This is a genomic window from Salinilacihabitans rarus (assembly GCF_024296665.1).
Lineage (GTDB): Archaea > Halobacteriota > Halobacteria > Halobacteriales > Natrialbaceae > Salinilacihabitans > Salinilacihabitans rarus.
Genome location: NZ_CP100762.1, coordinates 2091399 through 2115764 on the forward strand (window position 1 = coordinate 2091399; position 24366 = coordinate 2115764).

Here is a 24366-nt window from a genome sequence, read left to right on the forward strand (position 1 = left end):
AAGCGGACCGACTCGTCGCTACCCCTCGTGGATCGTCTCGCCGCGGTTCAGCCGCGCCGCGATGGTGAACGTCTGCTCGGCCTCGCGTCTGGTGGGGGTGTGTGCGGCCACGTACCGGGCGGTCGCGATCATCGGGATCCGACGGGTGCGCTCGTCGACCGCGTCGTCGGCGCGCGCCGTCTCACGGCCGTCGTCCGTTCGACCGTTCGCGGCGCGTGGCGCCGCGCGGTCGTACTGCCGGAACGCCGCCTCGACGTTCTGGAGGGTGTGGAAGCCGGCGTCCTCGCGCAGCAGGCCGTGCCCGAGCGTCCGCTTCAGGGCCGCGGGGTCGCCCCCGCAGTCGAAGAACTCGGCGACGAGGCGCCCCGCCTCGTTCACCGCGCCCTCGCGGTCGAAGGTCCCGAGCAGGTCCTCGCGGATCCGGTCGGGGTCGCGGCCCGACGCCTCGTCGCCGGGGTCGGGGATCGGCGTCGGCGGCGTGTTGAGAAAGCGGTCGAGGTAGACGTTCATCGCCGCGTCGAAGACCCCGCGGTAGAGTTCGACCGCGTCGGTCCGACGGGTCGCCCCGTGGACCGCGTTCGCGTAGGTGAACGTGTGGTGGACGGTGTTCCAGTCGTCGAACTCGTTTGCGACGCCGAACTGCGCGACCCGGGTCGCGGCGGCGCGGGCGACCGCGGCCGCGAGCGCCTCGGTCCTCGCCCCCTCGCGGATCGCCCCGGTCAGGGCGTCGACGATCGCCTCGGGGTCGTCCGAGAGCAGCGTCTCCCGGAACCCGGCGGGTGGCTCCCACGTCTGCCCCTCGCCCTCGCGGGCGAGGGCTTCGAGTCCGGAGGTCTCGGTGACGTCGCCGCCGTAGACGTCCGCGAGCAGCGCCACGAGGTCGACCGGCTGGCGCCACGCGGAGCGCTCGTCGCTGCGGGCGGCGGTCGCCAGCGGTTCGACGAGGGCCGCGAGCGCGTCGCCCGCGAACGCCCAGCCGACGTGGTCGAGGGTCTCGAACGCCGTGTTCGCGAAGTCGAGGACGTGGCCCGTCGAGAGGTAGGGGTGGTCGGTCGCGGCGGCGAAGACGATCTCCGCCACCTCGGCCTCCGAGTGGCCGGCGGCGACCGCGGTGCGGAGACAGCGCTCGGCGCCGTCGGCGTCCCGGACCTCGATGCAGTCGCGGAACCACGACTTGAGGCGGTCGAACGCGACCGCCTCGGTCGAGAACGACGGCTGGTCGAAGTGTGGCGACTCGTCGGCGCAGTCGCTCGCGACGTGGCGGGCGCCGGTGTAGAGCGCGCGCTTTCGGTCCTCCGCGGCGAGGTCGTCGAACAGGTTCGCCGCACAGCCGAGGATCGTCAGCCCGCGGCCCCAGCCCGACTCCCGGTAGCGGGTGCCGAACTCGAGGGTCGCGGCCGTCGGCTCCGCGAAGTCGACGCCGGCGTCGAGCAGGCCGATCGTCGACTTCGCGGTCACCAGCCGCAGGTTCTCCTCGAGGCCCGTCTCCAGTCGCTCGGCCCAGTGCTCGGCCGGGGGCTTCTCGCGGGGCGGGTCGGGGTCCACGTAGACGGTGCCGTCGCGGACCTCGACGGGATAGGTCCGCACGTCGTCGGCCCACGGGTCGAACGTGTCGCCACAGGAGAGTTCGAACCGGGCGTGGTGCCAGTGACAGGTGAGGATGCCGTCGTCGACGGTCCCCTCGGCGAGGGGAAAGCCCATGTGCGGACAGCGGTTGTCCACCGCCCGGACCTCCCCCTCGTGGTAGAACAGCGCGATCGCGGTGCCGTCCGCCGAGACCAGCGCTCGCCCGTCGGCTCGCAACTCGTCGAGGTCGACCGCTTCGACGAGGTCGGTGTCACTCGTTGCCATGCCACAGGCTTCGACGAGGCGTCACAAAACCGTTCGCTGAAGCGCGTTTTTGAAAGCGCGGCGAGGGGTCGGGGCGACCGTAGCGTTTCTGTCCCGGGGAGACGAAAGGGAGCCATGGCCGAAGCGACGGACGACGGCGGCGCCGACGGACCCGAATCGATCGCCCGCGCGTACTACGACGCCCTCGACGGGGGCGACTACGACGCGCTCGCGTCGCTGCTCGCACCCGAGTTCGTCCAGCGCCGCCCGGACCGGACGTTCGAGGGCCGCGAGGCGTTCGTCCGGTTCATGCGCGAGGGGCGGCCGAACCCCGACACCCGCCACGAACTGCGCGAGGTCGTCGGCGACGAGGGCCGGGTGGCCGTCCGCGGGCGCCTGCTCGACCGCGAGAGCGGCGCGGAACTGCTGGCGTTCGCCGACCACTTCGCCGTCGCGGACGGCCGGATCGTCCGGATCGAGACCTACACGCGGTGAGTCAGGCCGAGCAGTTGTTCGGCCCCAGTTCGAGTTCGACGCGGTCCTCCGGAGGCTCCTCGCGGACGCCGCGGTTGAGTTCGATGATCTCCTCGTAGTTGGCCGGCTTCTCGCCCGCGTCGGCCATCCGGTCGACGAACGCCGCCTCGTCGAGCGAGAGCAGGTCGATCCCCGTCCGGGCCTCGCCGACCGTCGTCGCGATCGGTTCGCCCGGCGAGCCGTGGCCGAACTCGCCCTCGGAGGTGACCTCGACGTGGCCGGGGAGGATCGTGATCCCGTCGGGTTCGGCGAGGAGCGTCCGGTGGAGCGAGCCGTAGAGCAGCCGCGCACCCCTCTCGGCCCCCTCGTTCGCGGCGTCGCCGCTCGCGTCTTCCGAGTCGCCCTCTCCGAACTCGAGTTCCGTCCGCCCCACCGAGTCGACGTGGAGCGTGTCGGCCGTCAGCAGGGCGGCGTCGTCGACGAGCAGCGAGAGCGACTCGCTCGTGTGCCCCGGCGTGTGCAACGCCTTCACGTCGAGGTCGCCCACGTCGAGCACCTCGTTGCGCGCGAGCGGTTCGTACTCGTAGGCGAGGTCCCGTTCTTCGGCGTGCTCGCCGAGGTAGTAGGGGACGCCGAGGTCGCCGGCGAGCCGTCGGCCGCCCGTGAGGTGGTCGGCGTGGACGTGCGTGTCGATCACGGCCTCGATCGTCAGCCCGTGCTCGGCGGCGGCCACCTCGAACTCGCCGGTGTCCTCGGTGGGGTCGACGACGACCGCCGCGCCCGTCTCCCCGCCGACGACGTAGCCCAGACAGCCCTTCGCCCGGCGCTGGACCTGTACGACCGTCGGGCCGCCGACGTCGACCGCGACGTGGTCGTAGACGCCGCTCCAGTCTTTCATGCCGCCCTCGACGGCCTGAACCTCGAACTCGTCGGTCGCGGACGCGAGTTGCGTCGCGAGGTTGCCCGACGAGAGCCCCTTCGCGCAGATGGCGACGATCCGGTCGTGGTCGCCGACGACCGCCCGCAGGTCGTCTAGCTGGCCGTCCTCGTCCAGATCCTCCTCGGGGCCGAAGGGGAAGTTCGTCGCGCCCTTCACGTGCCACGCCTCGAAGCTCTCCTCGGGGCGGGTGTCCAGCAACACGAACTCCGCGTCCTCGTCCTGGAGTTCCGCGAGCCGTTCGGCGGTGAGCGTGGTGACCATGTCGCCGGCTACGTCCCGAGTCGCCCTAAACGCGGACGCTGTGTACGAAGGCACCGGGTCGAGACCGAAAGCTGATGCCGCTTCGCTGATACGATCGCCCATGGATCCCCGCGAACTGCGCGACGAAGCCGACGAGTGGGTCGACGCCGGCATCGTCAGCCGCGAGCAGGCAGACGCCATCGTCGCCCGCTACGAGGGCGACGGGGGCGGGCGCTCGCGTCTCGTCGTCGGCCTCGCACTGATGGGCGCCGTCCTCGTCGGCGCCGGCCTGTTCTGGCTGCTGGCGGACGTCTGGGACGGCCTCGGCCGGGCGGCCCGGACCGCGGTGCTCGTCGCGGTCCCCCTCGGGGCCGCGGCTGCCGGCGAGGCGGCCTCGCGCAACCGCGCGCCGCGGGTGGGCCACGCGCTCCGGTTTCTGGCGGCGGCGTTCGTCGGCCCGTCGGTGTTCATGCTCGCGGACGTCTGGTCGCTGTCGGTCTCCGTCGAGTGGCTCCTGCTCGTCTGGGCCGCGGTCGCCCTGCCGGTCGGCCACGTCCGGACCTCCCGGCCGACGGTCGCACTCGGGTTGCTCGTCGCGGGCGCGACGGTGTTCACGCTCGAAGCGGGTGTGGACCTCCCCGTCGCGGTCGGCCTCTTCGGCGTCGTCGTCTTCGCGCTCGGGTCCCGGTACCGCCGCCGCGGCGAGCGCCGCCTCGCCGACGCCTACCGGATCGTCGGCGCCCTCCTCGCGATCGGGACGCTGCTCGCGCTCTCGTTCGAGGGGTGGGGGTACGACCGGCGGACGCTGGAAGCGAGTGCCGTCCTCGTCGCCGCGGCCCTCGCGGCCGTCGGGGCCGCCCTCGCGACGCGACGCGCCGCCGCGGGCCGGGGCGGGCGCGCCGAGTGGACGTGGACCGCCGCCGCGGCCGCGGGCGTGCTCGTCGCCGCGGGCGTGATCTCGCTGGTGCCGCCGCTGCCCGGCTTCGCCGCCCTGCTGGCCGTCCACGCCCTCTCGCTCGCGGCCCTCGTCGCGACCGTCGGCGTCGCGGCGGCGACCGACTCGCCGGCGTTCGCGAACCTCGTGGCGGTCGCGCTGTTCGTCCAGATCGCCTCCTTCTTCGCCTCCACCCTGATCGAGGCGATGCCCGGCGCGACCGCGCTCGTCGTCGTCGGGACGTTGCTGTTGCTGGTCGCGCTCGCTCTCGAACGCGGCCGCCGGCGCCTGCTCGAACGGATCGCGGACGAAGAGTGACGGAGATCAGTCGCGTTCGCCGGCGCCAAGCGCGCTCTCGCCGACTTTCCGGTGGCCCTCGATGGCCTCCTGACCGTCCATGTACGGCCGCAGCGCCTCGGGAATCGTGACGGTGCCGTCGTCGTTCTGGTAGTACTCGAGGACGGCCACCATCACGCGCGGCAGGGCGAGGCCGGAGGCGTTCAGCGTGTGGAGGTACTCGGCGCTCTCGTGGCGCTCGGGGCGGTAGCGCAGGCCGGCCCGTCGGGCCTGGAAGTCCTCGAAGTTCGAGGCACTCGAGACTTCGAGCCAGCGGCCGCCGTCCTCGGGGCCGTCGTCCATGTCGTCGCCGGGCGCCCAGACCTCGATGTCGTAGGTCTTGGCCGAGGCGAACGTGAGGTCGCCGGTGCAGAGTTCGATGACCCGGTAGGGGAGGTCGAGACGCCGGAGGACCTCCTCGGCCTCGTCGACGAGTTCTTCGAGGCGGTCGTAGCTGGTCTCGGGTTCGACGAAGTTGACGAGTTCGACCTTGTTGAACTGGTGGACCCGGACGATGCCGCGGGTCTCGGTGCCGTGCTCGCCGGCCTCGCGCCGGAAGTTGGGCGTGTACGCCTGATGTTTCAACGGGAGGTCCTCTTTCAGCAGGATCTCGTTGGCGTACATGTTCGTCACGGGGACCTCCGCGGTCGGGCAGAGCCAGAGGTCCTCGTCGTCGTACTCCTCCTCGTTGCTCCCGCCGAGGCGGTAGGCGTCGTCGACGAACTTGGGGAACTGGCCGGTGCCGCGCATCGACGCGCTCTTGACGGGGACCGGCGGGAAGACGTCGACGTAGTCCTGCTCGCGGTGGACGTCCATCATGAACTGGATCAGGGCGTGTTCGAGGCGCGCGCCGTCGCCCTTGAGGAAGTAGAAGCCGGACCCGGTGGTCTTCGCGGCGCGGGCCTCGTCGATGATATCGAGGTCCTCGCCGAGGTCGTAGTGGGGGGTGACCTCGTCGGCGTCGACGCGGAGGTCCTCGAACCCCTCGCGGCGGACCTCCTCGTTGAACCGCTCGTCGAGGCCGAGCGGGACGCTCTCGTGGGGCACCTGCGGAATGTCGAGCAGTCGCTCCCGCAGTTCGGTCGCGAGTTCGTCGGCCTCGGACTCGACGGCCTCGATCTCGTCTTTGAGTTCGCGGGAGCGCTCGATCGCCGCCTCCCGCTTCTCGTCCTCGCCCGCGGCGACGAGCTTTCCGATCCGCTCTGTCACCTCGTTTCGCTCGTGGCGGAGGTCGTCCCCGCGGGCTTTCAGTTCGCGCCAGCGTTCGTCGAGGTCGAGTACCGCGTCGAGGTCGACGTCGGCGCCCCGGTTGTCGAGGGCCGTGCGCACCTCGTCGGGGTGCTCGCGCAGGTAGGTCCGGTCGATCATCGGACGTGGATTCTTTGCGGCCGGCAAAAACCGTGTCGGAAGTGTGCGACGGACGGACACGGCGTCGCGGGCGCTCAGAGCGTGCCGACGGCCGCGCGGGCGAGACCGATCGCGACGAGCGAGACCAGCAGGTTCGCCCCGGCGGTGGCGACGGCGAGGCGGCGGTCGCCGCGCTCCCACAGGCCGACGGTCTCGACCGAGAACGACGAGAACGTCGTGAACGAACCGCAGACGCCGGTACCGAACAGCAACAGCGCGGAGCCGTCCGCGCCGGCGAAGACCGCCGCGCCGAGGGCGAAACTCCCGAGCGCGTTGACGGTCAGCGTCGCCGCCGGGAACCGGCCGGCAGACACCCGGAGCGAGACCCAGTGTCGGAGGACGGCGCCGAGCGCGCCGCCGGTGCCGACGACGTGTGCGGGGTCGGGGTCGAGCGAGACCGCCGCCGCGGGGTCGATGGGGGCGACGGCGAGCGCGGCGGCGAGGGCGGCCGCGACCGCCGCGCTCACGCGCTCTCACCTCCGAGCGGCCGCGGCCGGACGTCGCCGATCCGGCCGGCGAACGCCCGGCCGACGAGGACGCCGGCGAACCCCAGTCCGTAGTTGGCCGCGACGATTCCGGCCGCGAGGCCCGCGCTCGCGGCGGTCGCCGTCAGGAGGGCGAACGTGCTGTAGGTCGTCAGCGACGAGAGAAAGCCCGTCGTGAAGACCAGCCGGGACTTGCGGTCGAGGACGCCCGCGTAGCGGGCCTCGTAGACCACGAAGCCGAGGACGGCGCTGCCGAGGACGTTGACGAGCAGGATCGCCGCCGTCTCGGGGAGCAGGTCGGTCGCGAAGTACCGCAGGTTCGAACCGGCGAAACCGCCGATTCCGATCAGGGCGAGCGTCTCGAGTCGAGCGAGGGGGTGATCGCGTGACATGGCTGACTGGACAGGGACCGTCAGCCGGCGTCCCGTACGGGAGACGCGTCCGGCAGTTGGGTCGGGCGGGCCCCATCGCCCGGCTGGCTCGACGTTCGAAGATGGCGCGGTTGAAGTTTGCGAATCGCCGCCGCCCGCCGAAAGGAAAAGACACAAGTTTAGACTGTATCTAAACGGCCCCATGGACGGAGCCGACCGCCGCGGATTCGCCCGGGCCGCGTGGGCCAACGTGTTCGGGAACGTGGCGAAGATCCTCGTCGAGGGCGCCGCCGGCCTCGCGTTCGGCAGCGTCGCTCTGCTGGCCGACGCCGCCCACTCCGTGGCGGACCTCGTCGCGAGCGTCGTCGTCCTCGTCTGGGGCCGGAGTTCGTTCGACGAACCCGACGCGACCCACCCGCACGGACACGACCGGATCGAACCGCTGACCGCGCTGTTCGTCGGCGCCGTGATCGTCCTGCTGGGGCTGAACCTGCTGTACGAGTCCGTCCAGGGGATCGTCGTCGGCGTCGAGATCCGGTTCAGCTACCTCCTGATCGGCGCGCTCGGCTTCGCGATCGTCGACATGTACGTCGTCTACCGCTACACCGTGGCGGTCAACGAGTCGATCGGCTCGACGGGTCTGGCGGCGCTCGCGACCGACTGTCTCAACGACATCTACACCTCCGCCGCGGCGATCGCCGGCGTCTTCGGCGTCCTGCTGGGCGCCCCCACGCTCGACCCCGTCGCCGGCGGCCTCGTCAGCCTGCTGGTCGTCTACCAGGGCGTCGAGATCGGCCGCGAGAACGTCACCTACCTCGTCGGGGCCGCCCCGCCGAACGAGAAGCGCGCCGAGATCACCGAGACGCTCCGCTCGCATCCCGACGTCGAGGGCGTCCACGACCTGACGGTGTTCTACGACGGCACCGCCCTCGAGGTCGAGGTCCACGTCGAGGTCGACGGCGACATGCCGTTCCGGGAGGCCCACGACATCGAGACGACCCTCGTGGGGGCCTTGCGGGACATCGAGGACGTCGGTGACGCCCACGTCCACCTCGACCCCTCGGGGATCGGCGAGTGGAAAGAACGCGCGGGGGGGTGACGACTCAGGGCCAGAGCCCGCGGGCGTCGTGGGCGGCCGCCAGCCGCGAGAGCGCGACGACGTACGCCGCCTCCCGCCAGGAGACGCCGTCGGCGCTCGCGAACTCGCGGGCGACCTCGTTCCACGCGCCGAGCATCTCCGTCTCGAGTTCCTCGCGGACGCGCTCGATGGGCCAGCTACGGCGGTTGATGTCCTGGAGCCACTCGAAGTAGGAGACGGTGACGCCGCCGGCGTTCGCGAGGATGTCGGGGACGACCGGGACGCCGCGCTCTTCGAGAATCTCGTCGGCGCGGGCGGTCGTGGGGCCGTTCGCCCCCTCGACGATCAGGTCGGCCCGGACGGCGCCGGCGTTGTCGGCGGTCAGGACGTTGCCGACCGCCGCGGGGACGAGTACGTCGACGTCGAGGGCGAGCAACTCGGCGTTCGAGACGGGGTCGCCGTCGCCGCGGGAGACGGCCTCGGGTTCCTCCTGGTGGGTCGGGATCGAGGCGACGTCGAGGCCGTCGGGGTCGTAGACGCCGCCGGTGACGTCGCTGACCGCGACCACGTCCGCGCCCCACTCCTCGAGGAGGCGGGCGGCGTTGGCGCCGACGCTGCCGAACCCCTGGACCGCGACGGTCGCACCCTCCAGCGGGCGGTCGTAGTAGTCGAGGGCCTCGCGGACGACGATGGCGACCGACCGGCCGGGGGCCTCCTCGCGGCCGTAGGAGCCGCCGACGGCGGGCGGCTTGCCGGTGACGACGCCGGGGGTCGTCTCGCCTTCCTGCATCGAGTAGGCGTCCATGAACCACGCCATCTCCCGGCCGCCGGTGCCCATGTCCGGCGCCGGGATGTCGTGGTTGGGGCCGACGACGGTCCGCAGTTCCTGGGCGAGCCTGCGGGTGAGCCGCTCGGTCTCGTCGTCGCTCAGCGTCTTGGGGTCGACGACGACGCCGCCTTTGGCCCCGCCGAACGGGATGTCCATCACGGCACACTTCCAGGTCATCCACATCGAGAGGCCCACGCACTCGTCTTCCGTGACGTCGGGGTGGTAGCGCATCCCGCCCTTGTACGGGCCGCGGACGCTGTCGTGCTGGGCGCGGTAGCCGGTGACGATCTCGACGTCGCCGTCGTCGCGCTCGAAGGGGATCGTCACCCGGTGGACCCGCGACGGGTGGCGGAGCCGTTCGAGGATGGCCTCGTCGACGTCGACCAGCGCCGCGGCGCGTTCGAGCTGGCGGCGGGCCGTCGCGAGGATGCCGTCGTCCGCCGCCGACGCGTCGGCGGCCGACACGGCGTGCGGTTCCGACGCCATCACTCGATGGGCATCGCGCGGTTTCGGAACGTCGCGTCGCAGTTGGGGCACGTGCCGGGGTGGCCCTCTGAGACGACGGTCCGGCCGCACTCGAGGCACTCGTAGGTCGATTCGGTCTCGGGGTCGTAGGGAGCGTCGATCATGGGTGTGAGACGGACGGCTAACGGCGGTCCGGTGGGGCAATTTTTGCGGGCTACGGGGTAACGATGGGAGTTGAGTTGTGAACCAACCGCCGAGCCGGATGGTTTACTGTTCAACCCCCCGCCGCGTCGTCGAACAGCGCGGCGAACAGTTTCCGCTGGACCGCCCGCAGGTGGTTCGAGAACGCCGTCGGCGAGATGTCCAGCGAGTCGGCGACCTCGCTGCCGGTCCGCTCGCGCGGCGTCCGGAAGAAGCCGGCGTGGTAGGCCGTCCTGACCACCTCGAGTTGCCGGTCGGTCAGCGCCGCGAGCACGTCGGCCGCGAGGCGCTCGCGGGTCGCCGGCGGGCCGTCGCGCTCGCGTCGGGCGACGAGCGTCGCGTCGGGGCAGGTCGTCCGCACCAGATCGTCGACCGAGCGGGTCTCGACCGACGACGGGACGTCGATGGCCATCGTCGTCCCGCCGGGGTCGGCCGCGAGCGTGCCGACGACCGCGCCGTGTTCGACCAGCCGCGTCGCGAGGAACGGCCGCGAGAGGTGCAGGCGGATCAGCCCGCCGTCCTCGCCCTCGCTCACGACGCGGGCGTCGGCGATCGACGCCGACTCGTTCGCCAGCGCGACCACCCGTTCGGCCGGCGCGCCCGCGACCGTCGCGAACGCGAGCACGCCGTCGGAGACCCGCTGTAGCCCGCCTTCGAGTTCGACCTCGCAGTCGGCCCGCCGGGCGAGGCGGCCGAACACCGTGCTCGTCCCGTCGAGTTCGTAGGCGAGTTCGACGCTCCGGCCGCCGAGCAGGGCGTCGGTGCGCTCGACCGAGCCGATGCCGGCGGCGATCGTCTCGCCGAGTTCCCGGAGGACGGACCGGGTCGTCTCGTCGAATGCGTCCGCGCGCTCGGCGTAGACGGTCAGCGCGCCGTAGCCGAACTCGTCGTACGCCAGCGGGACGCTCGCGACCGACTGGAAGCCGCGGGTGAGCGCCGCCGACCGCCACGGGGCCTTGCGCAACCCCGTGGCGACGTTCTCGACGACGGTCGGTTCGCCGCTCTCGAGGGTCCGCTCGCCCGGGTCCGTCCCCTCGGTCCCCGCCCCGAGGACGTCGAGATAGCCCCGCTCGTCGCCGGCCCACGCCCGCGGCCGGACGGCGCCGTCGCGGACGTCGACGTCGCCGATCCACGCGAACGCGAACCGGTCGGCCTCGGTCAGCCGTTCGCAGACCGCCGCCTCGATCCCCTCGCGCGTGTCGGCGTCGACGACGTCCTGCCCGATGCCGCGGATGATCTCGTTGACCCGGTTGAGGTCGGTCAGCCGGCGGTTCTGCCGTTCGAGTTCGCGGTCCCGCTCGCGGAGGGCGGACTCGCGCTCGACGCGGTCCATGGCGGCCTCGGCGGTGGCCGCGAGCAGGTCCGCCACCTCCCTCGTCACGTCGTCGATCGCGTCGGGGTCGCCGGAGCCGACGACGAAGACCCCGTGGTCGCCAAGCGGGACGACGACCGCGCTGCGAAGGCGGAGGTCGGTCTCGCCCCACCGGCCGAGGTTCTCGAACGTCCGCGCGTCGTTGCCCACGAACGCCGTGGAGATCACGCTCCCGTCGCCCGGCCACCGGGGCCGGGGCCGGCCGCCGTCGGCGACGAGCGACCCCGCGTACGCCGCCGGTTCGAGGACGCTCTCCTCGGCGTCGAAGAGGTAGACCGCCGCCGCGGGGAGGTCGAGGACGGCCGCCGCGTCGTCGACGACGCGGCCCGCGATCTCCGGCTTGCTCTCGGCGTACAGCAGTTCGCGGGTCGTGTCGTGCAGCGACGTGAGCGCGCGCTCGCGCTGCTTGCGCCGTGTCACGTCCCGGCAACTGAACAGCGTCGTCCCGTCCTGAATCGACACCCGGCGGACGTTGACCAGCAGGGCGTGCTCGTCCCCGTCGCGGTCCTCGGCCGTACACTCGACGTTCGTCAGCACGCCCTCGGCGTCGAGTTCGGCCTCGTCGTAGAGGTCCTCGCCGAGCAAGGCGTCGATCGTCCCCATCTCGTGGATCTCCTCGGCCGTGTAGCCGAAGATGAAGTGGACGTTCGGGCAGACGTAGGTGAACTCGCCGTCGTCGTTCGTGAGCAACACCGTGTCGGTCATGTGCGCGAGCGTCACCCGGTGGAGTTCCTCCGAGCGGCGCAGTTCGCGTTCGAGGCGCTCGCGCTCGGTGACGTCCCGGCCGTAGACGAGGACGCCGGCGGGGCGGTCGCCCTCGATCGGCCGGAACGACAGCGAGAGCGTCGTCTCGCCGTCTGCCGTCTCGACCGTCCGGTCGACCCGTTTTCCGTCCCGCGCGCGCTCGACCGCCGCGCGGATCGTCCCGCGGGCCGACTCGCTCCAGCGGTCGAGCGCGTCGAAGCGCGCCGCCGTCGCGTCGCCGTCGCCGTCGGTCGCCTCCGCGACGCGGCCGTCGCGGTCGAGCGTCCACAGGAAGGTGTCCGGATCGTCGACGAGGGCGTCGAACCGGCGGGCCCGCGCCGCGCGCTCGCCGGCGTCGGTCGCCCGCTCGATCCGGTCGACCAGCGCCGCCTCCCGCTCGTCGAACGGGACGTACGCCGTCGCGCCCGCCTCGACGGCGGCCCCGGCGAGGGCCTCGTCGCCCTCGCGCGGGACGAACGCGACGGGGAGGTCGGGGCGTCCCTCGCGGACGGTTTCGAGGAACGAGAGGCCGCGATCCGCCGAGGTCGAGTCGTCACAGACCAGACACCGCGGGCCGTCGCCGTCGAGGGCGTCGACCGCGTCGCCGTCGGCGAGCGCGTCGCGGAGGGCCGGCGCCGACGCCTCGTGGACCGCGACCGCCGCGTCGGCGGCCGAGAGGACCTCGCGGACGGCGGCGGTCCAGTCGGGGGCGCCGACGAGGACGACCCCGCGTTCCGCACCGGTGGTTGCCATCGTCCCCCGTAACTCCCGGGGAACCAAAACGGTTGATCATCCGCGGTACCGCGACGCCAGCATTTATCGGCTCGCGGCACCCTCACCCGGTATGGAAGTCGGAGACGTCCGCGAGGTGACGGTCGGCGACTGTGCCGACCTCCACTACGTCGACACCGGGATGTACGGCACGAGCGAGTACGGCGCGGTCTACCTCCTCGACGACGAGCGCCCGGCCATCGTCGAGTCCGGCATCGGGACGAACTACGAGGCGATCCTCGCGGCGCTGGACGAGGTCGGGATCGACCGCGAGGCCGTCGAAGCGATCGCCGTCACGCACGTCCACCTCGACCACGCAGGCGGCGCGGGCTACCTCGCCGAGGCCTGCCCGAACGCCGACGTCTACGTCCCCGAGGTCGGCGCCGAGCACCTCGTCGACCCCTCGCGACTCGTCGCCGGCACGAAAGCCGCCGTCGGCGACCAGTGGGAGTTCTACGCCGAACCGAAGCCGATCCCCGAGGAGCGGGTCGTCCCGGTCGCCGACGGCGACGCGATCGACCTCGGCGAGCACGAACTCCGCGTCCACGAGGCGCCGGGCCACGCCCCCCACCAGGCCGTCTTCGAGGACCCCGAAAACGACGCGGTGTTCACCGGCGACGCCGCCGGCATCTGGGTCCCCTCCGTCGAGGAGATCCGCGAGACCTCCCCGCCAGCGCAGTTCGACCTCGAACGGTGTCTGGAGGACGTCGAGACGCTCACGGAGATCGATCCGGACGTCCTGCTCTACACCCACTTCGGCCCCCGCGAGGTGGGCGAGGACGCGGCCGACGTCCTCGACGAGTACGCGCGGGTGCTCACCGAGTGGGTCGAGGCGGTCGAGGCCGCGCGCGCGGAACTCGGCGACGACGAGGCCGTGATCGAACACTTCGCGAGCGAGACGGAGATGAGCGACGTCTGGGGCGAGCGCAAGGCCCGCGCCGAGGCCGCGATGAACGTCCGCGGCGTGCTGGGCTACCTCGACTGGCGCGAGGGGTAGCCGTCCGCTCGGCGGCCGAACGCGGGCGTGACGGCCCCGACGCGCCCCGACCGCCGCGGACGACGAGGGCGCGACGTCGAAATAAACTGCCGGCGGGGTGAAAGTCGTTCCCTCACGTTTTATCGCACGGGACGTGCTGGCGACGACCATGGACTGGCGGGACGCCGAACGCGAGTACGACGACGAGGTGATCGGGTTCACGACGCTCGGGCGGATGTTCGAGGACGCCGTCGAGCGTCACCCGAACCGACCGGCCCAGCGGTACAAGGGGGGCGTCTACGATCGTTCGCTCGCCGGGACCGCCGTGGAGGCCGCCGAACCGGGGCGGTTCCGCGCGATCTCCTACGCCGAGATGCGCGACCTCGTCCGGAAGCTCTCGGCCGGCTTCGTCGACCTCGGGGTCGAGCAGGGCGACCGGATCGGCATCTTCGCGGACACGCGCATGGAGTGGGGCCAGTGTGACTTCGCGCTGCTGTCGGCCGGCGCGGTCATCACGACCGTCTACCGGAGTTCCTCGCCCGACCAGGTGCGGTACCTGCTCGACGATCCGGGGGCGTCGGGCGTCGTCGTCGAGAACGAGGACTCGCTCGACCGCGTCCTCGCCGTCGAGGACGACCTCGACCTCGAGTTCATCGTCACGATGGACGACGTCGAGGGGTACGACGACCGCGACGACGTCCTGACGCTGGCGGACGTCTACGCCCGCGGCGAGGAGACGTTCGACCTCGACGCACACATGGAGCGCGTCGACGCGCCGTCGATGGACGACGTGGCGAGTCTGATCTACACGAGCGGGACGACCGGCAAGCCGAAGGGGGTACGGCTGTCACACGGGAACTTCCGGTCGAACGTCAATCAGGTACGCAAGCGGTGTGGCCCCCGACCGGACAAGGCCGACGACGTGCCGACCATCGACGCGGGGACCCAGACGGTGTCGTACCTGCCGCTGGCACACGTCTTCGAGCGACTGGCCGGCCACTTCCTGATGTTCGCCAGCGGGGCCTGCGTCGCCTACGCCGAGACCCCGGACACCCTGCAGGAGGACTTCAGCGCGGTCCAGCCGACGGCGGCGACGAGCGTCCCCCGGGTGTACGAGAAGATCTACGACGCCATCCGCGAGCAGGCCAGCGAGTCCGGACTCAAACAGCGCATCTTCGAGTGGGCGACCGACGTCGGCCGCGAGTATCAGGCGGCCGACTCCCCCGGCGTCGTCCTGCGGACCAAGCGGGCGCTCGCGGACAGACTCGTCTTCTCGCAGGTGCGCGACGCCCTCGGCGGCGAGGTGGAACTGCTCATCAGCGGGGGCGGGAGCCTCTCGCCGGAACTCTGCGCGCTCTACCACGGGATGGGCCTGCCCATCTTCGAGGGCTACGGCCTCACCGAGACGGCCCCCGTACTCACGGTGAACCCGCCGGAGGCGCCGAAGATCGGTACCATCGGCCCCGCGCTCCCGAACGTCAAACTGAAAGTCGACGAGTCGGTCGCCGACCAGGACGCCTTCGACGACCCCGGCGACGTCGGCGAGTTGCTCGTGAAGGGGCCGAACGTCACCGACGGCTACTGGAACAAACCCGGCGCGACCGAACGCGCGTTCACCGACGACGGCTGGTTCCGAACCGGCGACATCGTCCACATCCGCCCCGACGGCTACGTCGAGTTCCGCGAGCGGGCGAAACAGATCCTCGTGCTCTCGACGGGGAAGAACGTCGCGCCCGCCCCCATCGAGGACGCCTTCGCCGCCAGCGAGGTCGTCGAGCAGGCGATGGTCGTCGGCGACGGCGAGAAGTTCGTCTCCGCCCTGCTCGTCCCGAACACCGACAACCTCCGGGAGTGGGCCGCCGAGGAGGGCATCGACCTGCCCGACGACCCCGAGGAAGTCTGCGAGGACGAGCGGGTCATCGAGTACATCCAGAAGGAGGTCGACCGCGTCAACGAGAACTTCGAGAAACACGAGACGATCAAGGAGTTCCGCCTCGCCCCCGAGGAGTTCACCGAGGAAAACGAGATGCTCACCCCCACCATGAAGAAGAAGCGGCGGGTGATCCTCGACCGCTTCGAGGACAAGATCGAGGACATCTACGCGGAACCGGTCACCGCCGAGTGAGCGGACGGCGGGACTGGCGTTTTTCGGCCGCTGGTGTCGCCTAGCCGAACGATTAATCACACACAATGCCATGGTAGTACACGCCATGGACTGGAGGGACGCGGAACGGGAGTTCGAACACGAGGTGCTAGAGATCGACACCCTCGGTCGGATGTTCCGGAAGACGGTCGAGCGAAACGCCGACAGACCCGCCCAGAAGTACAAAGGCGGGGTCCACGACCGGTCGCTCGTCGCGACGGCGGTCGACCCCGCACCCGAAGGCGAGTTCGAGACGCTCACCTACCGGGAGATGGGTGCCATCGTCCGCGCGCTGACCGGCGGCTTCCGCGCGCTCGGGGTCGAACCCGGCCAGCGGGTCGGCATCTTCGCGGACACGCGCATGGAGTGGGCCCAGTGTGACTTCGCGCTGCTGTCGGCCGGCGCGGTCGTCACGACCGTCTACGAGAGTTCCTCGCCCGATCAGGTGCGGTACCTGCTCGACGACCCCGACGCGACGGGCGTCGTCGTCGAGAACGAGGAGCTACTGGAACGGGTCGTCGCCGTCGAGGACGACCTCGACCTCGAGTTCATCGTCACGATGGACGACCTGCCCGCGGGCTCCGAGTACGCCGACCGGCGGGACGTCCACACCCTCGGCGAGGTGTACGAGCGGGGGCTCGAACGCGCCGACCCGGAGACCTACGAGGAGTGGCTCGACGAGCGCGACCCCGGGGACCTCGCGAGCCTGATCTACACGAGCGGGACGACCGGCCAGCCCAAGGGCGTCAAACTCACCCACCGCAACTTCCGGGCGAACGTCAATCAGGTCTACCGCCGCTACGGGCCGCGCCCGGACAAGGGCAGCGACGTGCCGACCATCGACGAGGAGACCCAGACGGTGTCGTACCTGCCGCTCGCGCACGTCTTCGAGCGCACCTGCGGACACTTCTTCAACTTCGCCGCCGGCGCCTGCGTCGCCTACGCCGAGAGCGTCGACACCCTGCAGGAGGACTTCCAGCTCGTCGAGCCGACGACGGCCACGAGCGTCCCACGGGTGTACGAGAAGATCTACGACGCCATCCGCGAGCAGGCCAGCGAGTCCGCGTTCAAAGAGCGCATCTTCGAGTGGGCGACCGAGGTGAGCAAGGACTACTACCGCGCCGACCGGCCGGGGCCGGGGCTGAAACTGAAGATGAAACTCGCCGACGCGCTCGTCTTCTCGCAGGTCAAGGAGGCGCTCGGGGGGAACGTCGAGGTGCTCGTCAGCGGCGGCGGCACCCTCTCGTCGGACCTCTGTACGCTCTACCACGGGATGGGGCTGCCCATCTACGAGGGTTACGGCCTCACCGAGACCGCGCCGGTCGTGACGACGAACCCGCCCGAGGACCCGAAGATCGGCACCATCGGCCCGGTCGTCCCCGGCTGCGAGGTGAAGATCGACCGGAGCGTCGTCCCCGAGAGCGAGGTCTCCGACACCCTCGGCGACGTGGGCGAGTTGCTCGTGAAGGGGCCAAACGTCACCGACGGCTACTGGAACAAACCCGAGGCGACCGAACGCGCGTTCACGGAGGACGTCCCCGCGAGCGACGCGAGCGAGGAGTCGGAAGACGCGTCTTCCGGAAGGTGGTTCCGTACCGGCGACATCGTTCACCTGCGCCCCGACGGCTACCTCGTCTTCCGCGAGCGGGCGAAACAGATCCTCGTGCTCTCGACGGGGAAGAACGTCGCGCCCGCCCCCATCGAGGACGCCTTCGCCGCCAGCGAGGTCGTCGAGCAGGCGATGGTCGTCGGCGACGGCGAGAAGTTCGTCTCCGCCCTGCTCGTCCCGAACGTCAACGGCCTGCAGTCGATCGCCGACGAATCGGGGATCGACCTGCCCGACGACCCCGAGGGACTCTGCGAGTCCGACCTCGCCCGCGAAATCGTCGCCCGCGAGGTCGGCCGGATCAACGAGCGCTTCGAGGCCCACGAGACGATCAAGGAGTTTCGCCTCGTCCCCGAGGAGTTCACCGAGGAAAACGAGATGCTCACCCCCACCATGAAGAAAAAGCGGCGGACGATCCGCGACTACTACGCCGAGGAGATCGAGGACATCTACGAGGAGCCCACCGCCGAGGGGATCGAGGCCAGTTGATCGCGGAGTTCGACCGAACGGCTCTTGCGGGTTCGGGCCCGAAAGGCGACCGAATGGGAGCCGTCGTCACCGTCGCGGCCGCCGACCGTCCCGGAGGTGAGCCCGGTGGGCACTGACGACCCGGGCCGGAGCGTCGGCGGGGCCGTCGGCGCGGAGACCGTCGAGGCCGCCGATCCGGACGCGCCGGTCGCGCTCGAACTCGACGGGGTGACGAAGCGATACGGCGGGACGGCCGCCGTCGAGGACGTCACGCTCGCGGTCCGCGAGGGGGAGTTTTTCACCCTCGTCGGGCCGTCGGGCTGTGGCAAGACCACGACGCTGCGGCTGATCGCCGGCTTCGAGGAGCCGACCGCGGGAACGATCCGGTTTCGGGGGACCGACGTCGCGGGCGTCCCCCCGGAGGAGCGCGACGTCGGCGTCGTCTTCCAGAACTACGCGCTGTTCCCGCACATGACCGTCGGCGAGAACGTCGCCTACGGCCTGCGCTTCTCGGCGCCGCCGGGCGGCGTCTCGACGGACGAGCGCGTCGCCGAGTTGCTGGAACTCGTCGACCTCGCGGGGATGGAAGACCGCGAGCCCGACAGCCTCTCGGGCGGCCAGCAACAGCGGGTCGCCATCGCCCGCGCGCTGGCACCCGGCCCGGACGTGCTGTTGCTCGACGAGCCGATGAGCGCGCTGGACGCCCGCCTGCGCGAGCGCCTCCGGGTGCAGGTGCGGGCCATCCAGTCGGAACTCGACATCACGACCGTCTACGTCACCCACGATCAGGAGGAGGCGCTTGCCATCTCCGACCGCGTCGCCGTGATGGCCGCGGGCGGCCTCGAACAGGTCGCGAGCCCGCGGACGGTCTACCGCCGGCCCGCGACGCGGTTCGTCGCGGAGTTCGTCGGGGACAACAACGTCTTCGAGGGCGAAGTCGTCGACGCCGGCGCCGACCGCGCGCGCGTCCGCGTCGGCGCGGAGACGTTCGCGGTGGCCGTCCCCGACCGGGAGGTCCGCGCCGGCGACCGGGTGGCGTTTTGCGTCCGCCCGGAGCGCCTCGCGGTCGCGCGCGAGGGCGACGGCGAGGCCGCGGTCGGGGAGAACGCGCTCGCGGCGACCGTCGCGAGCGCCGAGTTCCTCGGCGAGACGAGTCGCGTCCGCCTCGCGGCCGGCGACCGCGAACTGCTGGTCCGGGCGACGGAACCGCCGTCGGGGGAGGTCGTCGTCGGCTTCGACCCCGCGGACGCACACGTGATCGGGGTCGGATGAGAGTCGGGGTATCGAGGCACACATTCATACTGACCTGACACCAAGTGAGCCCATGCCAGCCTCGCGTCTCTACCGACTGAACACCGCGGAGTGGACCCTCGACTACAGCGCCGCCGTCCAGTTGCAAAACCCCGGCGAGCCCTTCCCCGGCTGGTGCCCGTGTTACCTGATCGAGCACCCGGAGGGGCTCGTCCTCTTCGACACGGGCGTCAGCCGCGAGATGGCCGCCGACCCCGAGGGGTACGGGCCGACCGGCGCGCCCCACATGGCCGAGTTGCTCCAGACGCTCGACCTCTCGGTCGGCCGCTCGCCCGTCGAGTGGCTCGCCGAGTTGGGCTACGAGCCGTCGGACGTCGACCACGTCGTGCTGTCGCACCTGCACGTCGACCACGCCGGGAACGTCGACGCGTTCCCCGACGCCGAGGTGATCGTCGGGAAGCGCGAACTCCGGTACGCGTTCTGGCCCGACGGCGTCCAGCGGCTCTTTTACCTCGACGGCGACTTCGCGCCGCTGCGCGCGCCCGGCCGCGAGGTGACCGCAGTGACGGGCGAACACGACGTCTTCGGCGACGGCAGCGTCGTCTCGTTCCCGACGCCGGGACACACCCCCGGCCACCGGTCGCTCGCGGTCGACCTCGGCTCGACGAGCGTGCTCCTCGCCGGCGACGTCGCCAACAGCCGCGCCGGCTACGAGGAGGGGCTGGTGGCGTCGTTCGCGTGGTCGCTCGAGGACTCTCTCGAGTCGATCCGCCGGGTGAAAGATCGCGCGCGGGCGGCCGACGCCGAGGTGATCGTCCACCACGACCCAGAGGACCAGTCGAAACTGCCCGACCCGCCCGAAGCGCTGGAGTGACCTCAGGTGACGACCGAGACGACGCCGAAGAGGATGAGGACGCCGGTGACGTCACAGACGTTGGTGACGATCGGAATCGTCGTGTCGTCGGGGTCGTAGCCGAGGCGGTAGGAGACGTAGACCGAGGCGGAACTGACGATCACGACCCAGACGGCCAGCACCATCCCGGAGACGACCGTGATGACCATCAGGCGGGGGAGCCCGAGGGTGCCCCCGAGGACGCGGCCGATCGCCCACGAGGCGACGCCGAGCAGGACGAAGACCGTGGCGGCGAGGCCGAACACGGCGCCGACGGTCGCCCGCACGTAGGGGTTGTTCGGCGAGAACTCGAGCAGGCCGAGGTGCAGTTGCGTCGAGAGCCGCGCGGACATGATCGAGCCGAGGTTGCCCGCGGTGCCGATCATCACGGGGACGAGCACGAGCAGCGAGGGCTGTTCGAGCAACTGCTCCTCGAAGGTTTCGAGGACGGTCCCCGACCCCATCTGGAGCACCGACAGCGCCGCCAGCAGGGGGACGAGCGTCCGGACCATCGCGCCGATCGACCACTCGTCGACGTAGCCGTCCTCGTACGACGAGAGGTCCGCGCTCACAGGATCACCCCGGCGACGGCGATGCCCACGAGGAGGAACGCGACGCCGAAGACGTCGCCGACGGTCGTCACGACGGGGCCGATCACGTTGTCGGGGTCGAGCCCCCGGCGGTAGCCCTTGAAGATGACGGTGAGCAACACCCCGAGCATGGCGACCGCCGACAGCAGCGCCGCCACGAAGAGGATGATGACGAGTTCGAACAGGTTCGCCGACCGTCCGAGCGCGAGCGTGACCCCCCACGCGAGGACGGCGATGAACACCGAGACGAGGATGCCGTTGAGAAACGAGGCGATGATCGCGTTACGCAGGCGGCCGCTCCACTCGAAGCGGGGCTCGATCAGCCCCTGGTGGAGGGCACTCGAGAGGCGCGCGCCGAGCGAACCGTAGACGCCCCCGCGGGTCGCGAGAAACGCCGGGAGCAGGAGCAAGAGCCCGGGAACGCTCTCGATCCCGGCGCGCATCGCCTCCGTGCCGAGGATCGTCCCCGCGAACAGCCCGGCGACGAGACTCACGAGGATCACCGGCAGCGACTGCCGGTAGACGTCGAGGGCGGTGTCGTGACGCGGCATCTGTCGATAGGTGATTCTCCGGGTCCATTAAGTGTTGGTACGCCGGCCGGGCCGCCGGCCGTCGATCAGCCCTCCTCCGGCAGGAGGTCGCCGATGGAGCCGCCGACGGCCATCGCGGTCGCGACGACCGAGACGGAACAGAGGTCGACCCACGGGTCGGCCCACGTCACCCGCCCCCACAGGGTCATCGTCGCGGCGGCCGTCGCGAACGCGATGCCGAGCACCCACACCGGCCGCCGGGGGACGACGCCGAAGTACGGGTCGGTGACCCGCACCTCCCGGAAGTCGGCGACGTAGAGGATGCCGACCACCAGCGCGCCCGCGAGCGCGAGGGTCGCGAGCAGGAACGCGGGCCGCGAGGCGAGGAAGGCCCCGATTTCGAGGACGCCGTCCTCGACCAGCAGCGGGATGCCGACGACGACGCTGCCGACGAACGCCTCCGCCTTGTCCTTGCGGGTGAACTCCGTGATCACCCGCCCGAGGACGCCGGTCGTCGACAGCCGGTCGGCGAGCCGCCGTGCCCGCCTGACCTCGCGTTGCTCGGACGGGGTGTCGACCGTCTCTTCGAGCGCGTCGAGCTGGTCGAGCAACTCGTCGACGGTGGCCTCCTCGGAACCCGACGCTCGCCGTGACATGGGTAGCTCACTCGTCCGGGGGGAAGAAAAGCCGTCGACTCCGGTGACCCGTTACTCGTCGTCGGGCCGGGCGTCCTCCGACCGGGACCCGTCGAGTCGCACGTCGTCCGCGCGCGAGGGGTGGACGGCGTAACCGCCGCCGGCGTACGGGTCCGTCTCGGGATCGTAGAACTGCTCGCTGCGCGCCAGCAGGTAGACGATGACGCCGAAGACCGGCACGAACAGGACGACGGCGGCCCACCGCGCCGGGTCGGCCATCCCGACGTCCGCCGCGTCGAAGTAGGTGAACGCGGCCAGCGACGCGAGGACGAGGACGGGGACGCCGACGAGGACGGCAAGCAGTGCGGTACTCATCACGCGAGCGAACGCGTTCGCTCGCCGTAAGTGGCTCGCCCGACCGCGGCGAGCGCGGGCGACGCCCTCACATCGAGCGCCGGTAGTGACAGTGCGGGCAGTACATCGTCCCCTCCCGGAGCAACAGGAGACTCTGCTCGCACCGATCACACGGGTGACAGACCGAGATGCCGCCCGTCTCGCGCGCGAGCGCGTCGACGGTGTTGCGCAACTGCACCAGCGCACGCTCGTCCGCCTCCAGTCGCTCGGTGAGTCGATCGAGGCGAGCCAGCATCGTGCGCTCCCGCCGGCGGTCCGCGGGCAGCGGGGGAAGTGGGCTCATCGGGGAGGCTAGGCTCTCAGCGGAGAAAAGCCGTGCTACTGGCGTCAACGTGCCCGATAGTCCGACTTTCGGGCCTGGCCCCGGTCGGTTCGCCGCGGGCCGACGGTCGCGCCCGCGATAACGTCGTGTTAACCGACAGGTCGTCCGATTATACGGTTCATTACCAATTACACTCACGCGCGAGTGAACCCGGCCGAGCGCCGGCCCGCCCGCGCTCGCGGCACGACCCGCCGGCGGGCTCCGGCGGTCGGCCGGAGAAACCATGTCCACGGAAGACACGGAGCGAACGACTCGCGACGCGGACTCGAATCGGTGGTCGACGGGACGACGGGGGCTGTTGCGGACCGTCGGCGTCGGGCTGGGCGGACTGGCGCTGACCGGGACCGGCGTAACGGCCGCGACGACGGCGACGACCGACTGCGCGGCGGGACCCGAGATCAGAACGTACGCCGGCGGGACGGTCAACTTCGGACGCATCCGCGCCGAGGAGGCCGGCGGGACGCCGCCGGCGGACGCGTTCGCGGCCTCGACGCCGCCGGGCGCGGACGAACGCGTGCCCGGCGCGGCCGAGAGCGCGCGACTGGCCGCCCGGGAGACCGACGACGGCGACGGGCCGCTCTCGGTCAGGACCGAGTACGACGGCGTGACCGCCGAGGACACCCGCGGCGGCGTCCCCTCGGACTCGCAGGTCGCGGCGGGTACCGGGACGGTCGTCCACGCGCTCAACCAGCAGGTCGCCATCTACAGCGCCCAGTCCGGCGAGCGCGAGCAGATGGTTCGGCTGGAGCGCATCTGGGAGCCGGTGATCGACGAACCGGAGGGCGGGTTCGCCTTCGGGATTCCGTTCGTCTTCGACCCGCGGGCGCGCTACGACCGCGAGGCCGACCGGTACGTGATCTGTGCGACGCAGTTCGAACCCGGGTTGACGGCCGACGGCGAACTCGTCGGCCGCGAGGACCTCGAGGAGGAAGTCGAGGGCGACGGCGACTTCGAGGCGACGCTCGCGCGGCCGCCGCGGGGCTGGTTCGTCGTCGCGGTCTCGGCGACGAGCAACCCCAACGGCGAGTGGCACGTCTACCGGATCCCGCCGCTGGAAAACGAGGGGCTGGTCGACTACCCGACGCTGGGCCACGACCGGGACGCGGTCTACCTCACGCAGAACTTCTTCGGCCGGGAGTTCGAGGTGACGCTGCTGGCCCTCGACAAGGCCGCGATGTACGCCGGCGAGGACGTGACGGCGGCACACTTCAGACGCCTGCAAGACCCCGGCGAGGGTGCCCCGTTCACGTTCACCGTCCAGCCGGCCCAGCAGCCGTTCTCGGGCGGGGAGTCCGGGACGTTCTACCTCGTCAACAGCGGCCTCCGCTCGGACGCGCTCACGCTCTGGGAGCTGACGGACCCGCTCTCGGACCCGACGCTGACGTGTCACACTCTCGACGCCAACGTCGACCCCTACGCCTTCCCGCCGGCGGCCGAACAGCCGGGAACGGACGCGCTGATCGACACCATCGACACCCGGCTGATGAACGCCGACTACGACGACGGCTCGCTCTGGACCGCCCACGCGATCCGGTACGATCCGGACGACGGCGACCCCGTCGCCGCGATCCGGTGGTACGAGATCGACGTCGAGAGCCGGTCGGTGGTCCAGCAGGGCACCTACGGCGAACCCGACAGGTCGTACTTCCTCCCCACCGTCGGCGCCGACGACGGCCGGACGGTGATCGTCCACAACGTGAGCGGCCCCCAGACGTTCGTCCGGATGGACGTCGCCGGCCGGCGCGTGGGCCACGAGCCGGGCGAACTCGAAGACGCGTTCGTCGTCGAGGAAGGGAAGTCGCCGTACGACTACGGCGAGGGGTTCGACGTGATGCGCTGGGGCGACTACAACGGCGTCTCGGTCGACCCCGCGTCGGGACGGTTCTGGACGGTCAGCCAGTACTCGCCCGACGTCGACGTCCCGCCGGAGGCCGACGAGCGCGACCCCTACTACACGCGGATCGCGGAAGTGGACTTCGAGGGGTGAGTCTCAGTCCACCGTGAACTCGATCGCCGCGCCCTGCCACGACCACCTTTTGTCTCGGACGGATCGCTCGCTTCG

Annotated in this window: 22 protein-coding genes; 9 read left to right on the plus strand and 13 right to left on the minus strand. The window is 71.2% G+C overall.

The genetic code is table 11. The features are described from left to right. Positions 1 to 18: 18 nt before the first annotated feature. Positions 19 to 1851, minus strand: coding sequence for a Rieske (2Fe-2S) protein (locus NKG98_RS10945; protein ID WP_254765961.1), 1833 nt, complete (start codon positions 1849 to 1851; stop codon positions 19 to 21). A 114-nt stretch (positions 1852 to 1965) separates the two neighbouring features. Between NKG98_RS10945 and NKG98_RS10950 the strand changes: the two genes are divergently transcribed. Then, on the plus strand, positions 1966 to 2325 hold the full coding sequence (locus NKG98_RS10950; RefSeq protein WP_254765962.1) for a nuclear transport factor 2 family protein: 360 nt from the start codon (positions 1966 to 1968) through the stop codon (positions 2323 to 2325). A 1-nt stretch (position 2326) separates the two neighbouring features. On the opposite strand, the gene NKG98_RS10955 is transcribed toward NKG98_RS10950, so the two are convergent. Beyond that, complete coding sequence (locus tag NKG98_RS10955; RefSeq protein WP_254765963.1) at positions 2327 to 3505, minus strand: MBL fold metallo-hydrolase; 1179 nt, start codon at positions 3503 to 3505, stop codon at positions 2327 to 2329. A gap of 100 nt (positions 3506 to 3605) precedes the next feature. Here NKG98_RS10955 and NKG98_RS10960 point away from each other — a divergent pair, with 100 nt between their 5' ends. Continuing rightward, positions 3606 to 4736 carry a DUF2157 domain-containing protein gene (locus tag NKG98_RS10960; RefSeq protein ID WP_254765964.1) on the plus strand — a complete coding sequence of 377 codons (1131 nt, stop codon included), beginning with the start codon at positions 3606 to 3608 and terminating at the stop codon, positions 4734 to 4736. 6 nt (positions 4737 to 4742) lie between these two features. On the opposite strand, the gene serS is transcribed toward NKG98_RS10960, so the two are convergent. The 3 genes from serS to NKG98_RS10975 all read right to left on the minus strand — a co-directional run bounded on the left by serS (position 4743) and on the right by NKG98_RS10975 (position 7038). Beyond that, entirely contained in the window at positions 4743 to 6122 is a 1380-nt protein-coding gene (gene serS, locus NKG98_RS10965) for a serine--tRNA ligase (RefSeq protein ID WP_254765965.1), read from the minus strand. Positions 6123 to 6196: 74 nt separating this feature from the next. Then, positions 6197 to 6628, minus strand: coding sequence for a fluoride efflux transporter FluC (locus NKG98_RS10970; RefSeq protein WP_425504335.1), 432 nt, complete (start codon positions 6626 to 6628; stop codon positions 6197 to 6199). Continuing rightward, positions 6625 to 7038, minus strand: a complete 414-nt coding sequence (locus NKG98_RS10975; protein ID WP_254765966.1) for a CrcB family protein — start codon at positions 7036 to 7038, stop codon at positions 6625 to 6627. Before NKG98_RS10975 ends, NKG98_RS10970 begins: the two co-directional genes overlap by 4 nt. A 181-nt stretch (positions 7039 to 7219) precedes the next feature. Here NKG98_RS10975 and NKG98_RS10980 point away from each other — a divergent pair, with 181 nt between their 5' ends. Next, positions 7220 to 8116: a cation diffusion facilitator family transporter gene (locus NKG98_RS10980; protein ID WP_254765967.1), complete on the plus strand. Its 897-nt coding sequence runs from the start codon at positions 7220 to 7222 to the stop codon at positions 8114 to 8116. A 4-nt stretch (positions 8117 to 8120) separates the two neighbouring features. Here NKG98_RS10980 and gdhB read toward each other — a convergent pair whose 3' ends face one another. From gdhB to NKG98_RS10995, 3 genes are all read right to left on the minus strand, one after another. Then, on the minus strand, positions 8121 to 9410 hold the full coding sequence (gene gdhB / locus NKG98_RS10985) for a glutamate dehydrogenase GdhB (protein ID WP_254765968.1): 1290 nt from the start codon (positions 9408 to 9410) through the stop codon (positions 8121 to 8123). After that, a complete protein-coding gene (locus tag NKG98_RS10990) occupies positions 9410 to 9553 on the minus strand; it encodes a rubrerythrin-like domain-containing protein (protein WP_254765969.1) in 144 nt (47 codons plus the stop codon). The genes gdhB and NKG98_RS10990 overlap by 1 nt, the downstream gene beginning before the upstream one ends. Before the next feature lie 110 nt (positions 9554 to 9663). Continuing rightward, entirely contained in the window at positions 9664 to 12459 is a 2796-nt protein-coding gene (locus NKG98_RS10995) for a bacterio-opsin activator domain-containing protein (protein WP_254765970.1), read from the minus strand. Positions 12460 to 12550: 91 nt separating this feature from the next. Between NKG98_RS10995 and NKG98_RS11000 the strand changes: the two genes are divergently transcribed. The 5 genes from NKG98_RS11000 to NKG98_RS11020 all read left to right on the plus strand — a co-directional run bounded on the left by NKG98_RS11000 (position 12551) and on the right by NKG98_RS11020 (position 19795). Next, positions 12551 to 13474, plus strand: a complete 924-nt coding sequence (locus NKG98_RS11000) for an MBL fold metallo-hydrolase (RefSeq protein ID WP_254765971.1) — start codon at positions 12551 to 12553, stop codon at positions 13472 to 13474. A gap of 148 nt (positions 13475 to 13622) precedes the next feature. Then, positions 13623 to 15578, plus strand: coding sequence for an AMP-dependent synthetase/ligase (locus NKG98_RS11005; protein WP_254765972.1), 1956 nt, complete (start codon positions 13623 to 13625; stop codon positions 15576 to 15578). Positions 15579 to 15663: 85 nt separating this feature from the next. Continuing rightward, positions 15664 to 17691 (plus strand): AMP-dependent synthetase/ligase, encoded by a 2028-nt coding sequence (locus NKG98_RS11010; RefSeq protein ID WP_254765973.1) that lies wholly within the window; start codon positions 15664 to 15666, stop codon positions 17689 to 17691. 105 nt (positions 17692 to 17796) lie between these two features. Beyond that, positions 17797 to 18942: an ABC transporter ATP-binding protein gene (locus NKG98_RS11015; protein WP_254765974.1), complete on the plus strand. Its 1146-nt coding sequence runs from the start codon at positions 17797 to 17799 to the stop codon at positions 18940 to 18942. Between the two features lie 52 nt (positions 18943 to 18994). Further along, the gene (locus tag NKG98_RS11020) at positions 18995 to 19795 is read left to right on the plus strand and encodes an N-acyl homoserine lactonase family protein (RefSeq protein WP_254765975.1); all 801 of its coding nucleotides are present in this window, start codon (positions 18995 to 18997) and stop codon (positions 19793 to 19795) included. A gap of 2 nt (positions 19796 to 19797) precedes the next feature. On the opposite strand, the gene NKG98_RS11025 is transcribed toward NKG98_RS11020, so the two are convergent. The 5 genes from NKG98_RS11025 to NKG98_RS11045 all read right to left on the minus strand — a co-directional run bounded on the left by NKG98_RS11025 (position 19798) and on the right by NKG98_RS11045 (position 22265). Further along, the gene (locus tag NKG98_RS11025) at positions 19798 to 20325 is read right to left on the minus strand and encodes a magnesium transporter (protein ID WP_254769463.1); all 528 of its coding nucleotides are present in this window, start codon (positions 20323 to 20325) and stop codon (positions 19798 to 19800) included. A gap of 56 nt (positions 20326 to 20381) precedes the next feature. After that, positions 20382 to 20954 carry a magnesium transporter gene (locus NKG98_RS11030; RefSeq protein ID WP_254765976.1) on the minus strand — a complete coding sequence of 191 codons (573 nt, stop codon included), beginning with the start codon at positions 20952 to 20954 and terminating at the stop codon, positions 20382 to 20384. Between the two features lie 65 nt (positions 20955 to 21019). Next, positions 21020 to 21589 carry a DUF2391 family protein gene (locus tag NKG98_RS11035; RefSeq protein WP_254765977.1) on the minus strand — a complete coding sequence of 190 codons (570 nt, stop codon included), beginning with the start codon at positions 21587 to 21589 and terminating at the stop codon, positions 21020 to 21022. A gap of 51 nt (positions 21590 to 21640) precedes the next feature. After that, the gene (locus tag NKG98_RS11040; protein WP_254765978.1) at positions 21641 to 21943 is read right to left on the minus strand and encodes a PLD nuclease N-terminal domain-containing protein; all 303 of its coding nucleotides are present in this window, start codon (positions 21941 to 21943) and stop codon (positions 21641 to 21643) included. A 67-nt stretch (positions 21944 to 22010) separates the two neighbouring features. After that, positions 22011 to 22265 carry a hypothetical protein gene (locus tag NKG98_RS11045; protein WP_254765979.1) on the minus strand — a complete coding sequence of 85 codons (255 nt, stop codon included), beginning with the start codon at positions 22263 to 22265 and terminating at the stop codon, positions 22011 to 22013. Between the two features lie 262 nt (positions 22266 to 22527). Here NKG98_RS11045 and NKG98_RS11050 point away from each other — a divergent pair, with 262 nt between their 5' ends. Further along, positions 22528 to 24291, plus strand: a complete 1764-nt coding sequence (locus NKG98_RS11050; RefSeq protein WP_254765980.1) for a hypothetical protein — start codon at positions 22528 to 22530, stop codon at positions 24289 to 24291. Positions 24292 to 24366: the final 75 nt, after the last annotated feature.